The sequence below is a fragment of the Mycobacteroides sp. PCS013 genome (genome assembly GCF_049532645.1).
GTDB classification, from domain to species: Bacteria; Actinomycetota; Actinomycetes; order Mycobacteriales; family Mycobacteriaceae; genus Mycobacterium; species Mycobacterium gwanakae.
Genome location: NZ_CP150131.1, coordinates 4,928,032 through 4,942,779, shown reverse-complemented (window position 1 = coordinate 4,942,779; position 14,748 = coordinate 4,928,032). Strand labels below are relative to the sequence as shown.

Below are 14,748 nucleotides of genomic sequence, written 5' to 3'. Positions count from 1 at the left end.
CCCCTTCCATCCCGTAACCTCGGGCCAACGCGATCCGAGGGGGAGAGTTTGCTATCGGCTGAACGGCGTTTCGAGTTCTCCCGCAGTCTTGAGGAAATCTCTTCGGTGGCCGACTTCGAGCTACCGTCCTCCAGCGACATCGAACCCGGCAATCACGCGCCGTTCGCGTTCACCGATGGAGCTCGCCGGCTCGGTGATCTCACCGTCGGTGACGAATTCACCACGCAGACCGGAATCGCCGGTCTCATGACACCCATCGAATGGGTCGTCGTCGAAATCACCCACACGACACAACTTCTCGCCGCCCGCCGGGGCCGCTATCAGGTGGTGTCGCAGGGATTGCAGGGGGCGACCGCCACCGTCGTGCTCAACGTCTACGAACAGACACCGTCAGTGGTGGCGGAACTGTTCGTCCTAATCGACGAGGTAATCCTGACCGGTGACCTTCAGCATTCGTTCATGACAGCACTCGACGGCATGATCGACACCCAGGTTGAACTCATCAAGGCCAACTCAGAAGTGCTTCGGGACGTCACCGTCGTTGAGGAGTACCCACCGCGGGGACGTCAGCCCTAACGCGCTTGAACGGGATCCGCGCTGTCGCTTGATGTCTCCCGTGCGGTCGCCGCGAGCATGTTTTCGACCACATTCTTGCCGAGCGCCGTTTCCTTCGGCAGCTCGATCGGGTACTGACCGTCAAAGCATGCACAGCACAACCGCGACCGGGGCTCCTGAGTGGCGGCGACCATTCCTTCGGCAGAGATATACCCAAGGCTGTCGGCACCGATCGCGGTGCGGACACCATCGAACATCTCGTCGTCCGACTCCACCGCGTTGGCGATGAGTTCTGCGGGAGAAGCGAAGTCGATGCCGTAGAAGCATGGCCAGCGCACCGGCGGCGACGCAATGCGCACGTGCACCTCGGCCGCCCCGGCCTCGCGCAACATCCGCACCAGTGCCCGCTGGGTGTTGCCACGAACGATCGAATCATCTACCACCACAAGCCGCTTGCCTCGGATGACCTCGCGAAGAGGATTGAGCTTCAGGCGGATGCCGAGCTGGCGGATGGTCTGCGACGGCTGGATGAAGGTGCGGCCCACATAGGCGTTCTTCATCAATCCCTGCCCATACGGGATACCCGAGCCTTGCGCGTACCCGACGGCCGCCGGGATCCCGGATTCGGGAACACCGATCACCAGGTCCGCGTCTACGGAGTGCTCGGCCGCAAGCCGGCGCCCGATCTCGACGCGGGTGGAGTGCACGGAACGTCCGTCGAGCATGCTGTCGGGCCGGGCCAGGTACACGTATTCGAAGACACAGGTCTTGGGGGTCGCGTTGGCGAATCGGCTGGAGCGAACGCCGTCGGCGTCAATGGCCAGTAGCTCGCCGGGCTCGATGTCCCGCACGAAGGAGGCGCCCACGATGTCCAGGGCCGCGGTCTCCGAGGCGACCACCCAGCCGGTGTCGAGACGGCCCAGGCACAGCGGCCTGACCCCGTGCGGGTCGCGCGCCGCGTACAGCGTGTTCTCATCCATGAACACCAGACAGAACGCGCCACGAACGGTGGGCAGCAGCGACATCGCCGCTTGCTCGATGGTGGTATCGGCGGCACCGTGCGCCAACAGTGCGCCCATGATGTCCGAGTCGGTCGTAGCCATACCCGGAGTCTTCGGGTTGATAAGCCCCGCGTCGCGCGCCCGTTCGGTGAGTTCGGCCGTATTGACCAGGTTCCCGTTGTGTCCCAGCGCCACCCCGGTGCCCGCGGCAGTCGTCCGGAACACGGGTTGAGCGTTCTCCCAGGTCACCGAGCCGGTGGTGGAGTACCGGCAGTGCCCGATCGCGACATGTCCGAGCATGGCGGCAAGCGTCTGCTCGTCGAACACCTGACTGACCAGACCGAGATCCTTGAACACAACCACCTGCGAGCCATCGGCGACAGCGATACCCGCGGCCTCCTGGCCGCGGTGCTGCAGCGCGTACAGCCCGTAGTACGTGAGTTTTGCTACTTCTTCGCCGGGTGCCCAGACCCCGAATACGCCGCATTCTTCACGAGGGTCGTTTTCCAACTCAATCGGCTGTGCGGTCACTATGGCTGCTCCCTGGTGGGGGGTGGGTGACCACATCAGTCTACGGGTGAAGGTAGCTGAACGCTGAATCGGCAGGCCGCGCCCGGCAAAAGTGCCCGTGGATACCGTCGCGGACGTGATCGAGGCCACTACGGGGCCCTCATCGTGGTGCCCAGAGCGACGAGTTCCACGACGCCTGGCTAGCCGAGCGGCACCAACGGCAGCCAGTCCGCGATCTCGGCGGCCCGTGATCCGGACACCGTGACGGTGCGGTCGGCGGTGGCTACGTCCAACGTCAGCAGACCCGTCGCCAAGAGCAGCCAGGTACGCGGGGTGGTCTCCACCACGTTGGGCGGGGTACCGCGGGTATGACGCGGACCCGAGATGCATTGCACTGCAACAAAGGGCGGCACCCGTACTTCTACGGACGCCCCGGGAGCATCTGCGGCGAGAGTTCGGGCGGTGAATCGGACGGCGTCGGCGAGTACCGCGCGTTCCGGCTCGGGCGCGTGCGCATCACGCAGCCAGTCCGCGATCGCGAGTACTGCCGCCCGCGTCGAGGACGCGTCGGGCGGGCGAGCAGGCATGTGCGCCAGCCTATCCGTGGAGCGCCGGCGCCCGGCCGGGGAACCTACGCCCCGTCGCAGATTCCCGAGTCCCGAATGGTGTTGCCGTAGACGTTGGCCGTGGCGATGTTGGCGTTGATCACTCCGGATGGCAACTGCTGCTTGATCTTGTCGCTGATCTGAGTGAACTGGAACCACAGGTGATAGAACGAGTCACCGTTGTAGAGCGGCGAGTATTGGCTCTGATCCGGGTAGTTGGTGATGTACAGGGCGTGCACCCGCGGATCCAGGAACGCCGCGGACTGGTCCAGGTTGGCGGTCACCACGTTGCCGACAGTGTCCGACCCCGAGGCCGCCCAGACGTCATGGTGATCACGTAGGTAGTTCTGGAATCCGTACACCGAACCCATCAAGGTGCCGTACTGCGCATTGAACCACTGGCAGGAATCACGCAGCGCCGTGAACTGCTCATCGGTCGCTCGGTTCTGCCACATGTTGTACGGGAACACCGAGGTGTCCGGCGACCAGTCCGACGGATACGGGACGAACACGGGTAATGACGCGCCCGCTCCGGGCTCGGCGCTTGCTGGTGCGGCCAGCGCCACTCCGGCGGCCACCGCCATACCGGCCAGTACCGCACCGGTCCTGCTCATCCACTTCGAGACCATCTGTGCAGTATTCCGCCGAATGTCGACTTTTGGTATCAGTTGCTCGCACTTTCTCGCCCCAACCCGACATTCGGCCGGGAAACGTACAGGGTTGCCACCGCGCCCGCCTCGTTGAGCGCCAGGTGGGTGAGCATGGGCGCCACCACGCTCCCCGATCGCTCGCGTAGCCAGCCCAACAGCCAGCCGAACATGCCGGTGACCAGCACCGTTCCCAGGATGGAATCTCCCGCTGCGCGAGCAGGCCGGATATGAGCCAGTCCAAAGGCCACTGCCTGGACCACACCGCCCAGCCCCCGGCCGAAGGCCTCGGTTGCCATCGGCTGCAGCACCCCGCGGAAGGCGAGTTCCTCCGACCACACCGTGCCCACCGGAATGTGCAGACCCAGCCAGACCGCGGGATGCAGGCCGATATCCCGCTCCCGCATGGACGTGCGCACTGGTTCCAGCGCCGGAGAGACACCGACGGCGGCGGCCACCACTGAGGCGGCCACGCCACCGAGCCGCAATCCGGCCGCCAGTGGATGTTGTCGAAGCCCCAGCGGGATGCGCGTGACGGCCGCGAGCACCGAGCTGGCGCCCGCCCCGATCAGCGGCCGCCAACGTTGCGGGACCCGTTCCAGGGCCGTCGGCCAAACCACGAGCGCCATGGCGAGAATGAGCACCCTGAATCGGGCGATCACGTATCGGGGCCGTCGAGCGACGCGGTGTCGACCAGAGCCTTCCGGATGCGTTCGGTGTCCTGCGGGGTCCAGCCGTCGGGCGGGGCAATCGCCGCCCAGCCGTTCACCGATGAGATGCCGTAATTGTGTCCGTGCCCATCGGGCACACCGACGGCGTTGGCCAGGTCGGCGGCCACCTGCCAGAAGGTGACGATGGGGTACCAGCGCATGGCGACAGACCGATCCCCTACCGGCGCCTCCTTGAGCCAATCCGGTTGGCTGAAAAGCAGATCCGTGGACCACCAGGTCACCGGGTCTGACGGATGCTGCACGAAAAGCACCCGAGGGTTCTGCCACGGCGGCCTGGCCAGCGCGTCGATATCGGGGCCTATCGCGAAACGCGCCGTGAATCCGCTGTCGTAGACCGGGAGAGCTTCCAGCGTGCCCCGGTCACGCTTGGACACCAGCTCATTCCAGATCTGGCTGAAATTCGGCGGACCGGTCCACAACACACCGTCGACGCCGGCCGCACGGATATCGCCGAGGCCATCGAACGCACCTTGTCCCGCAAACGATCCCAGGCTTTCGCCGTAGATGAGCAGCTTGGGTCGATGCCCCTGCGGCTGCTGCGCCCACCGTTTCTGAACAGTGTCGACCAAGAGCCTGCCCGAGGCCAGCGCCTTCTTCTTGTCTGCCAGGAACGAGATCCAACTGGGCAGGAAGGAGTACTGGGTGGCCACGATCGCGGTGTCGCCGTTGTACATGAGCTCGATACCGCGCGCGGCGGCCGGCGTCACCCATCCGGTTCCAGTGGTCGGGACGATGATCAGCGCCTTGCGCTCGAAAGCCTTGGTGCGCTCCAGTTCCCGCACCAGGATGTCGGCGCGTTCCTCGGCGGTGTCGGCGGTCTCCAGGCCCGCGTACACCCTGATGGGTTCCTTGGCCTGGCGACCGTTCACCTTGGTCAGCTCATCGGCATGTAAGCCACCAGAGACGAAGTTGCGTCCCTCATAACCGAGGCTCTCCCACGAGGCCAGCGACGCCGGACTTCCGGAACGCTCCGGCTGCGTGGGCTGTTCCACCCCGGCACGGGTGGTGTCGTTATGTGGACCGAATGAGGCATTGGCCGCGGAGAAGAAGCCACGCACCAGCACACCGTTGAACAACATGATGGTCAGCACCGCGACGATGGCGGTACCGATGAGAAGTGATACCTCCTGACTCAGCCGCAGCCGTCGAATGAGGAACCGGGCCAGCAGCCGAACCAGGTCACGCAAGACTCGCGCCACCGAAATAAACAGTGCACCAACGGCAATCGAGACGAGGAACGATTTTGAGTACTCAATTGTCGTCGGCCCTTGAGTCTCCATGAGCGCCGCGATCTGGCGTTGCCAGCGTGCGGCGGGCACGATCATCGCCAGCGAGCACACCGCCGAGAGCAGCACCACCCCGAGCTTGGCGGTCACCATCACCCGATCACGCAGCGGCCACCATTTCTGGTGACGGAGCCAAAAACGCAGCACCAGTTTGGAGAGCGCGACACCGATGCCGTAGCCGATGGCCGCGGTGGCTCCGCCAATCAGACCCTGGAACAGCCAGGTACGCGGCATCAGCGACGGAGTAAGCGACAAGCAGAAGAACAAGGCACCGAAGGCGATTCCACTGAAGTCCAGCCGCACCAGATTCCATGCCCAGGCCACCAAGGGGTGCCGGTCCTCGAGATGATCCTCTAACTCCTGGAACGCCAGCCAACTGCGGCCGATCCAATCATCGGGATCGACGGTGCTCGTCGTGACCGGGACTCCAGGAGTCTCGCTCATCCGAACAATCCGGGCAAAACACCTTCATGGACTTCGCGCAGCTCGGCCAGCGTCACCGAGAACTGGCCCTGCACCTCAACGGAATCCGAACCCTGATCGACAACACCGATCCGCACCGCGGGCAGCTGCCGGGCCTCACACATCGCGACGAATCTGCTCTCCTCGGTACGCGGCACCGCGACCAGCACCCGCCCGGCAGACTCGGAGAACAACGCCACGAAGGGATCAGCCCCCTCGGGAAGCAAGATGCGGCAACCCGTTTCGCCGGCAAGCGACGACTCGATGACGGCCTGGATGAGCCCGCCCTCGGACAGGTCGTGAGCGGCGGACACCAGCCCGTCCCGCGACGCGGCGGTGAGAACCTGGGCAATCAGCTGCTCGCGGGCCAGGTCGACCTTCGGCGGGGTGCCACCCAGGTGATCGTGTGCCACCTGCGCCCAGATGGAACCGTCGAACTCGTCGGCGGTATCGCCCAGCAGGATCAGCGTTTCTCCGGGTTCGGTGCCGAATCCCGTAGGGATGCGCCGTTTTACGTCGTCAATAACGCCCAGCACCCCGACTACCGGAGTGGGCAGGATGGGCGTGGTGCCGGTCTGGTTGTAGAAGCTGACGTTGCCTCCCGTGACCGGGATGCCCAGCTCCACACAGCCATCGGCGAGGCCACGGACCGCCTCGGAGAACTGCCACATGACGCCCGGGTCCTCCGGGGAGCCGAAGTTCAGGCAGTTGGTCACCGCGACGGGGGTCGCACCGGAGGCCGCCACATTGCGGTAGGCCTCAGCGAGCGCCAAGCGGGCGCCGTTATAGGGATCGAGCACCGTGTACCGACCGGAAGCATCCGTGGCCAAGGCGATTCCACGCCCGGTCTGCTCGTCCACCCGGATCACGCCGGAGTCGGCATGCTCGGCGAGCACGGTGTTTCCGCGCACGTACCGGTCGTACTGCTCGGTGATGAAGGCACGGCTGCACAGGTGCGGGCTGCCGATCATGTCCAGCAGCGTCTGCCGCAGCTCCCCGGCCGTGGCCGGGCGCGCCAAACCTGCTGCAGTGTCGGCGATCAGCGCGTCCTGGGTGTCGGGCCGGGCCACCGGGCGCTGGTAGACGGGGCCCTCGTGAGCAACGGTCCGCGGCGGCACATCGACAACGGTCTCGCCGTGCCAGGTGATCCGCAGCCGGTCACCATCGGTCACCTCACCGATGACGGTGGCCAGCACATCCCATTTGCGGCACACGGCCATGAAGGCATCTACGTTCTCCGGGGTCACCACCGCGCACATGCGCTCCTGAGACTCGCTGGAGAGCACCTCAGCCGGTGTCATTCCGGTCGCACGCAGCGGCACCTTATCCAGATCGATGTGCATGCCGCCGTCCCCGGCCGAAGCCAGTTCCGATGTGGCGCAGGATAGTCCGGCACCGCCGAGGTCCTGGATGCCGACCACCAGATGTGCCGCGTACAGCTCAAGGCAGCACTCGATGAGCACCTTCTCGGTGAACGGGTCGCCCACCTGCACGCTGGGGAGCTTCTTGCGAGAGGCACCGTCGGCCTCGTCACCGCCAAAGGTCTCCGAGGCCAGCACCGACACACCGCCGATGCCGTCCAGACCGGTGCGTGCGCCGAACAGGATGATCTTGTTGCCGGTGCCGGAGGCGAAGGCCAGATGCAGATCTTCCTTGCGCAGCACGCCTGCACACAGCGCGTTCACCAACGGATTACCGGCATAGGAGGCATCGAACACCGTCTCACCGCCGATGTTGGGCAGACCCAGCGAGTTCCCGTAGCCGCCGATACCGCGCACCACGCCATCGAAGACACGGCGGGTGTCGGGGGCATCGGCAGCACCGAAGCGCAGCTGATCCATAACGGCGATCGGCCGGGCGCCCATGGCCATGATGTCGCGAACAATGCCGCCCACACCCGTGGCAGCGCCCTGGTATGGCTCGACATACGACGGGTGGTTGTGCGACTCGACCTTGAAGGTGACCGCCCAGCCATCGCCGATGTCCACCACTCCGGCGTTCTCACCGATGCCGGCGAGCATCGCCGAGCGCATCTCCTCGGTGGTGGTCTGCCCGAAGTAGCGCAGGTGCACCTTGGAGGACTTGTACGAGCAGTGCTCGCTCCACATCACCGAATACATAGCCAGCTCGGCGTCCGTGGGACGGCGCCCGAGGATCTCGCGGATGCGGGCGTACTCGTCGTCCTTGAGCCCTAGTTCAGCGAAGGGCTGCGGGTGATCGGGGGTGGCTGTTGCGTTGTCGACCGTATCAACCCGTGAAGTCACGAACAGATTCTAACGTCGAACCCGACTTACCCTCGCTACATGCCATGCTGCTCGTACGGAGCGGCGATATCGGCAGGGTGGATAGGCCTGGCCGGATTCGCGATCATGCACAGAGCACGCAGTTCTCCACACTTTCCGACCAGGCCCGTCATACTTGGAAAATGCTCCGTGCAGCTTTGCTGGTCGCAGTTGGGATCCTGACGGGTTCATCGCTGCTGGCCGCCGGCGGCTGTGCGGCAGGTCAGCCCGACCCGTCTCGCCCGATCGCCCAGGCGATCAACGGCCTGCCCGGTGTGGAGAGCACCAGTCACAGCTTCTCAATCGGCTGGTACGACACATTCACGGTGTACCTGGACGCCAACGTCCGGCCTGAGATCACTCCAGAACAGCTCACTGCGATCTGGGAAGTCTTCAGTCATCAGGTAGAGAAGGCCGGGGCCGGGCATGCACATGTGAACGTCCGGCTGTCCATCAACGACTGCCCGTCCACCGCCGCTCAGCCCGACCGTTACTGCGGTGGGATCTCCGAGACCACCGACATGGAAAGTGCCGAACCCGTGCCCAACTGGCAAGAGTGGCGGGCGCTCATCCGGGGGCACTACGGAAACGACATCCGCGTAAACACGAGCCATGTGAAGGGTCAGTCGCGCAAACAGATCACGGTGGCGTTAGCCCCATGGTCCGACGGGAAGCCGAGACAAGCCCGCGTACAAGACTTTTCGTCACTCTTCCGCCGTGTTGCCACCGATTTCCCGGGCCTGCGCGAGGCAGCATGGACCGCTACCTCAACCGGCGGACAGGCACCGGCACACGGAAACGATCTGGAACTCGGTACCTCGCGCGGATTACCCACCGACGCCGAGTTCGGTCTCTGGGAAGCGCTCTCTGCCATTGCCCCGGTGAAGATGAACCTCGTCAGGGAGTCGGAGACCAGCGACCAGAAGTCATTGGTCACCGTCACGCTCCCGGGCAGCGGTGAGACCGCCTGGCGAAGTGCAGCACTGAGCCAGCTGATGCTGCTCAAGGCGTATCAGCATCGGGTCAAGTACGAGGCGACGTACGGCAAGGACACGCTCTCGGTCGTTGTGGGCGGCTGCTCGCCAGAGTTCGATTCCGGGTTCCCGTTGCAGAACGAGCTTCGCCAGTGGTTCGAGACCTGCTCCTAGTGATCTGCCCCGATCAACACCTTCAGCAGCTCGCGCCGGCGCAGCGCCAGGGCCGCCCAGATCAACAATCCGAAGCCGATCGCGAAGACGACCGGGAACCACGCCTCCTCGTGCATGTCGATGGTGACCGCACCACCCAGGTAGGCCGTCAGCCCGACGGCGCCGAGCACCGCGGTACGCGGGATGGCGAATACGACAGTGCACGCCAGCAGCACCCAGCCGATCAGGGCCGTCTGATACGGCGGGAAGCCCAGCGCCTCCGTCGCGGTACGCGCGAACTGCGCCCCAAAGATCTTTGGTACGGCGTCGGCCAACAGGAACAGCACGATGATCGCGGTCAGCGCGAGACCAATCTTCTCCGGTGGCGTCCGGGCCGCGAATGCGGCGTTAACACTCGACACAAAACTCTTGGCCTCGGCCATCACGGGTCCCTTCTCATTTCGACCCTTCAACAGTATTGATGCCGACCGACAAGGGCACCGAGGCGCACCGAGACGCCATACTCCACCCCATGGGAATGTTCGGCCAGCGCGGCGGCGCGCTTGGCGTTCTGGTGCTCAGCGTCGCATCCTTGGTCGCCGGCTGCGATTTCACCGGCTCGCGGGCCGCCGACCGAATCGATGACACGTTGCGACCGCTCGCGGGGGTGTCGTCGGTGTCCCACACCGTGAGTCGCAACGGCGGCTTCGGGCCTACCAGCGTCACCTTCGACGTCTACGTCCGCGGCGAAGCGTCCGCCGATCAGCTCTCCGCACTGACGCACGTCTTCACCGATCAGATCCACGATTCCCGCGCGTTCCGGTCCTTAACTGCGACCCTCACTGTGAGGCGCTGGCCGGAGGGCCATCACCTGGATTCCACGATGTATGTCGAACTGCAGCCGGCGGCGGCTACCCCGGAGCCCCCGTGGCAGGACTGGCTGAAGCTCTCCCGGGGCGAATACGGATACGAGATCACGGGCTGGGCATCGCCGTCCACCTACGACCGACCTGCCGGCACCAGCCTCAATGTCACGTTGTTCGACGGCAAGGATCGGCGGCCGGAAAATATCGGCGCCACCGAATTCGCCACGGCAGTGCGCAGGCTCGGCACCGACTTCCCCGGCTCCACCAGCGACTGGGTAATCACCAACTCCTTCATCTACTCCAACGATCCACCCAGCATCCGATCGGGCCACGGCCTGCCGACCGCGGCGCAGCTGGACTTGTGGGAGGTCCTGGACGCCATCGCGCCCGTCCACGGCGCCTTCAATCGGGGCCCGCTGCCGGGCAACCGCAACCAGCCTGACCGCAACAGCATCCAGCTCACCAAGCTGGCCGACCGGAACATGGATCACGTTGCGGAAGAACAGCTTCAGCTGATCAAGAAGTCAGGAACGTCGACCGTGTACACAATCGGCGATGCCCAGATCACGGTCCGTCCCGGACGCTGCTCCGCGGGCGTGCGGGAGCCTCAGCCCAGGACTGCCCCCGATGTGAACCTGCAGAGCGCGCTGCGCGCTCAATTCGAAACCTGCCCGCGTTGACTTCTCGTAGGCTCGCACCATGACCGTCACGATCGTCGCCAAGAATCCCGTCGTCGCCGCTCTGGCCGCGGAGTGGACCGCGTTGGACGAGCTCGGCGCCACCTTGACCGATGAGCAATGGGCCGCTCCGTCGGTGCTGCCGGGGTGGACGGTCAAGGATGTCATCGCGCACGTAGTGGGTACCGAACGCCTGCTGTCCGGCGACCCGATCCCAAGCACTGATGAGGCCGTCGCCAATCTCCCACACGTGCACAATCCCGTTGGTGTCCTCAACGAACGGTGGCTCACCTACTACCGCAAGCTGCCGCCCGTGGCGGTGCTGAACGACTTACGCAGCGTGACCAGCGCGCGCCTTGCCATCCTGGAGGGCCTGTCTCAGGAGCAGTTCAACGCTGAGACATCAACACCGGTGGGGCCGGAAAGCTACGGCCGGTTCATGCAGATCCGCGATTTCGACTGTTGGATGCACGAATTGGATGTGCGTGACAGCCTCGGGATGCCCGCACCGGCAGACCCGGTGGCGGCGACGCCGGCCCTCACCGAGCTGATCAACGCATTGCCGTTCCTGGTCGGAAAGCGGGCGGGTGCACCCCAAGGCAGCCGGATACGTTTCGTGCTCACCGGAATTGGTGCACAGAACATTGATATCGAAATCCCCGACCGGGCCCGCATCGTCTCGACGCTCTCCGGCGCGCCGCACGTGACGCTCACCGCGGACACCTGCGAGTTCGCCCGTCATCTGGGTGGGCGAGCCAGCGCGAGCCGCGACGGATTCACCCTGGACGGTGATCCGGAACTGGGTTGGCACATCGTCGCCAACCTGCGCTTCACGATGTAGCGGGCAGCTCCAGAAACGCTTGCAGCGCATCGGAGTACATCGGAACGTCGTGCGCACCCATCAGTTCACGCACCGAATGCATGGCCAGTGTGGCGGCACCGACGTCGACGGTGACGATGCCGGTGTGTGAGGCCGCGAACGGGCCAATGGTGGAGCCGCACTGCATATCCGCCCGATGTTCGTACCGCTGATATGGGACGCCGGCCCGCTCGCAGGCCAGCGCGAATGCCGCCGCACCCCGGCCATCGGTGGCATACCGAACGTTCGGATGAATCTTGATCACCGGCCCGGCATTGACGGCAATCTGGTGACCCGGTTCGTGCCGATCCGGGTAGTTGGGGTGAGTGGCGTGCGCCATATCGGCCGAGACCATCAGCGAGGCGGCCGCACGCCGCAGGAAGTCCTCTCGGGTGCCGTTGCTGGACAGCACGATCCGTTCCAGAACTGTCGACAGTAGGTCCGAGTGGGCGCCGTGACCGGACACCGAGCCGATCTCCTCATGGTCGAAGAGCGCAAGCACGATCGTCGAGCTGGACTCGGCGGCAAGGAACGCCTCCAGCCCGGCGTAGCAGCTGGCCTGATTGTCCAGACGCGGGGCACTGACCAGGCTCTCGTCGGGACCTATGAGCGCCGCGGCGGTCAGGTCGTGCGCCATGAGATCGCGTCCGAGAACATCGGCCGCGGCGACCCCCAGCTGTCCGGCAATGAACTCGTCGAAGCTCTTTCCGCCGCTCCATACCGAATTCACATGCCACTGCGGGTCGATCACCCATTTCTTACGCTCCTCGGCGCTGACCATGTGAATCGCCAGATTCGGCACCCGCAGGATCGGCTGGTCGATGCGAATCAGGGTGGACCGCACTGCATCTCCGTCACGCACCAGCACCCTTCCGGAGAGCCCCAGATCGCGGTCCAGCCAGGTCTGCACCCATGCCCCGCCATAGGGCTCCAGGGCAATCATGGGCCAACCCGCCTGTACGCGATCGGCGTTGGCCTTCACCCGGAGGTTCGGGCTATCGGTATGCGCCCCGATCACCCGGAAGGCCGCGTTGTCGTCTTCCATGTCGACACCGCGCCAGGCCACGATCGACCCCGACCGCACGGTGAAGTAGTCACCCGAGTGCCCCGGCCAACGCTGCGCCTCGAACAGCTCGGTGAAGCCTTCCTGGCGGAGTCGCTGTGCCACCGTGTCCACCGCGTGAAACGGAGACGGTGAGGCGTCGATGAATTGGCACAGTCCTGATGCGGTCGCGGTCACGCTTCCCATGATGGCTGACTGGATTGGGTCTAGGGTCGAAGCGTGACCGATCCCGTGCCACAGCCTGTTCTGGAACCGCTGTCTTCGTCGGCCATTTTCCTGGTGGTGACTGTCGACGCGGGAGCCGAACAAGCAGTTCACGCTGCATTGCCCGACTTGTCCGGCCTGGCTAAGGCCATCGGATTCCGCGACCCGGCACGGCGATTGTCGCTGGTTACGGCAATCGGCTCGGATGCCTGGGACCGCCTCTTTTCCGGGCCGCGCCCCGCTCGGCTGTGGCCGTTTCAGGAGGTGTGTGGCGAGCGGCACACCGCCCCAGCGACACCTGGTGACATGCTGTTCCACATCCGTGCGAGCACTATGGACCGCTGCTTCGAGCTGGCCACGCGCATTACGGCCACGCTGGCCGGTGCCATCACCGTGGTGGACGAGGTACACGGCTTTCAGTACTTCGACAACCGGGACCTGCTGGGATTTGTCGACGGCACCGAAAATCCCGATGGTGAGGAAGCCGCGTCGGCAGCCCTCGTCGCCGCCGAGGATGCCGACTTCGCCGCGGGCAGCTACGTGCATATCCAGAAATACCTGCACGATATGGCCGCCTGGAGCGCGTTGCCGGTCGACGAGCAGGAGAAGGTGATCGGGCGTACCAAGCTCGACGACATCGAATTCGACGATGCCGTCAAACCCTCGAATTCACATGTGGCCCTGAATGTCATCGAGGACGACGAGGGCAACGAGCTGCAGATCCTGCGGCGCAACATGCCGTTCGGCGAGCTGGGGAAGGCCGAGTTCGGAACGTACTACATCGCTTACTCACGCACCCCGGATGTCACGGAACGCATGCTGCACAACATGTTTGTCGGGGATCCCCCGGGGAACACCGACCGCATCCTGGACTTCTCGACCGCGGTCACCGGCGGGCTGTTCTTCGCACCGTCCGCGGACTTCCTCGACGCTCCCCCACCGCTGCCCAGCCAGGTAGCCGCGAAATCCACTGAGTACCAAGGGTCCCTATCCATCGGCAGCCTGAAAGGAACGTCGGCATGAACAACCTGTATCGCGAACTCGCCCCGATCACGGATGAGGCGTGGGCGGAGATCGAGACCGAGGCCACCCGCACCTTCAAACGCCATATCGCCGGACGCCGGGTGGTCGATGTCAGTGAGCCGGGCGGCCCCTCCAGCGCGGCGGTGAGCACCGGCCATCTGTTGGACGTGGCCGCACCCGCCGACGGCGTCCAGGCGCATCTGCGCGAGAGTAAACCGCTTGTACGACTGCGCGTTCCGTTCACCATCAGCCGTTCGGCCATCGACGACGTGGAGCGCGGCTCACAGGACTCCGACTGGGACCCGGTCAAGGTGGCGGCCAAAAAGCTGGCGTTCGCCGAGGACCGCACCATCTTCGAGGGATATCCCGCCGCCTCGATCGTCGGCATCCGTGAGTCGAGCTCGAACCCCGAACTCAAGCTCCCCGAAGATGTCCGCGAGTACCCCGACATCGTTGCGCAGGCACTGTCGGAATTGCGTCTGGCCGGTGTCGACGGCCCGTACTCGGTGCTGCTGTCGGCTGAGGAGTACACAAAGGTCAGCGAGGCCTCCGATCGCGGCTACCCGATCCGCGAGCATCTCCGCCGGTTGGTCACCGGGGAAATCCTCTGGGCGCCGGCGATCGATGGCGCCTTCGTGCTGAGCTGCCGCGGCGGCGACTTCGATCTACAGCTGGGCACCGATGTCACCATCGGCTACCTGTCCCATGACGCCGACAGCGTGCAGCTGTACCTCCAGGAGACCCTGACGTTCCTGGCTTACACCGCCGAGGCCTCGGTCGCACTGCTGCCCTAGACGAGCCCCGGCTCTAACACACTCGTGTATGCCCACCTTTGTGCGACAAAGCAATT

General features: G+C 64.9%; 14 protein-coding genes. 6 read left to right on the top strand and 8 right to left on the bottom strand.

Features of this window, described 5'->3' with window-relative positions:
- The first annotated feature begins 48 nt into the window (after positions 1–48).
- Entirely contained in the window at positions 49–576 is a 528-nt protein-coding gene (locus tag RHO23_RS24595; RefSeq protein WP_057969353.1) for a hypothetical protein, read from the top strand.
- Here RHO23_RS24595 and purF read toward each other — a convergent pair.
- The 6 genes from purF to purL form a co-directional block, all read right to left on the bottom strand.
- On the bottom strand, positions 573–2,087 hold the full coding sequence (gene purF / locus RHO23_RS24590; RefSeq protein ID WP_030094221.1) for an amidophosphoribosyltransferase: 1,515 nt from the start codon (positions 2,085–2,087) through the stop codon (positions 573–575). The genes RHO23_RS24595 and purF overlap by 4 nt on opposite strands.
- A 179-nt stretch (positions 2,088–2,266) precedes the next feature.
- The gene (locus tag RHO23_RS24585; RefSeq protein ID WP_064407785.1) at positions 2,267–2,653 is read right to left on the bottom strand and encodes a sterol carrier family protein; all 387 of its coding nucleotides are present in this window, start codon (positions 2,651–2,653) and stop codon (positions 2,267–2,269) included.
- 44 nt (positions 2,654–2,697) lie between these two features.
- On the bottom strand, positions 2,698–3,300 hold the full coding sequence (locus RHO23_RS24580; RefSeq protein WP_030094219.1) for a hypothetical protein: 603 nt from the start codon (positions 3,298–3,300) through the stop codon (positions 2,698–2,700).
- Between the two features lie 35 nt (positions 3,301–3,335).
- Entirely contained in the window at positions 3,336–3,977 is a 642-nt protein-coding gene (locus RHO23_RS24575; protein WP_082822490.1) for a CPBP family intramembrane glutamic endopeptidase, read from the bottom strand.
- Positions 3,977–5,779 (bottom strand): alpha/beta hydrolase, encoded by a 1,803-nt coding sequence (locus RHO23_RS24570; protein ID WP_081346067.1) that lies wholly within the window; start codon positions 5,777–5,779, stop codon positions 3,977–3,979. Before RHO23_RS24570 ends, RHO23_RS24575 begins: the two co-directional genes overlap by 1 nt.
- Positions 5,776–8,061: a phosphoribosylformylglycinamidine synthase subunit PurL gene (purL, locus tag RHO23_RS24565; protein ID WP_057969350.1), complete on the bottom strand. Its 2,286-nt coding sequence runs from the start codon at positions 8,059–8,061 to the stop codon at positions 5,776–5,778. Before purL ends, RHO23_RS24570 begins: the two co-directional genes overlap by 4 nt.
- Before the next feature lie 44 nt (positions 8,062–8,105).
- Here purL and RHO23_RS24560 point away from each other — a divergent pair, with 44 nt between their 5' ends.
- A complete protein-coding gene (locus tag RHO23_RS24560) occupies positions 8,106–9,227 on the top strand; it encodes a hypothetical protein (RefSeq protein WP_423488457.1) in 1,122 nt (373 codons plus the stop codon).
- On the opposite strand, the gene RHO23_RS24555 is transcribed toward RHO23_RS24560, so the two are convergent.
- Positions 9,224–9,652, bottom strand: coding sequence for a DoxX family protein (locus tag RHO23_RS24555; RefSeq protein WP_064407784.1), 429 nt, complete (start codon positions 9,650–9,652; stop codon positions 9,224–9,226). The two genes, RHO23_RS24560 and RHO23_RS24555, sit on opposite strands and share 4 nt — an antisense overlap.
- Positions 9,653–9,738: 86 nt before the next feature.
- Between RHO23_RS24555 and RHO23_RS24550 the strand changes: the two genes are divergently transcribed.
- Both RHO23_RS24550 and RHO23_RS24545 read left to right on the top strand, forming a co-directional pair.
- A complete protein-coding gene (locus RHO23_RS24550; protein ID WP_064410139.1) occupies positions 9,739–10,752 on the top strand; it encodes a hypothetical protein in 1,014 nt (337 codons plus the stop codon).
- A gap of 19 nt (positions 10,753–10,771) precedes the next feature.
- Complete coding sequence (locus RHO23_RS24545; RefSeq protein WP_064407783.1) at positions 10,772–11,590, top strand: maleylpyruvate isomerase family mycothiol-dependent enzyme; 819 nt, start codon at positions 10,772–10,774, stop codon at positions 11,588–11,590.
- Here RHO23_RS24545 and RHO23_RS24540 read toward each other — a convergent pair.
- On the bottom strand, positions 11,580–12,848 hold the full coding sequence (locus tag RHO23_RS24540) for a M18 family aminopeptidase (protein WP_070920665.1): 1,269 nt from the start codon (positions 12,846–12,848) through the stop codon (positions 11,580–11,582). The genes RHO23_RS24545 and RHO23_RS24540 overlap by 11 nt on opposite strands.
- 42 nt (positions 12,849–12,890) lie before the next feature.
- Here RHO23_RS24540 and RHO23_RS24535 point away from each other — a divergent pair, with 42 nt between their 5' ends.
- Together RHO23_RS24535 and RHO23_RS24530 are read left to right on the top strand one after the other, a co-directional pair.
- Positions 12,891–13,898 (top strand): Dyp-type peroxidase, encoded by a 1,008-nt coding sequence (locus RHO23_RS24535; RefSeq protein WP_423488456.1) that lies wholly within the window; start codon positions 12,891–12,893, stop codon positions 13,896–13,898.
- Positions 13,895–14,692: a family 1 encapsulin nanocompartment shell protein gene (locus RHO23_RS24530; RefSeq protein WP_423488455.1), complete on the top strand. Its 798-nt coding sequence runs from the start codon at positions 13,895–13,897 to the stop codon at positions 14,690–14,692. The genes RHO23_RS24535 and RHO23_RS24530 overlap by 4 nt, the downstream gene beginning before the upstream one ends.
- Positions 14,693–14,748: the final 56 nt, after the last annotated feature.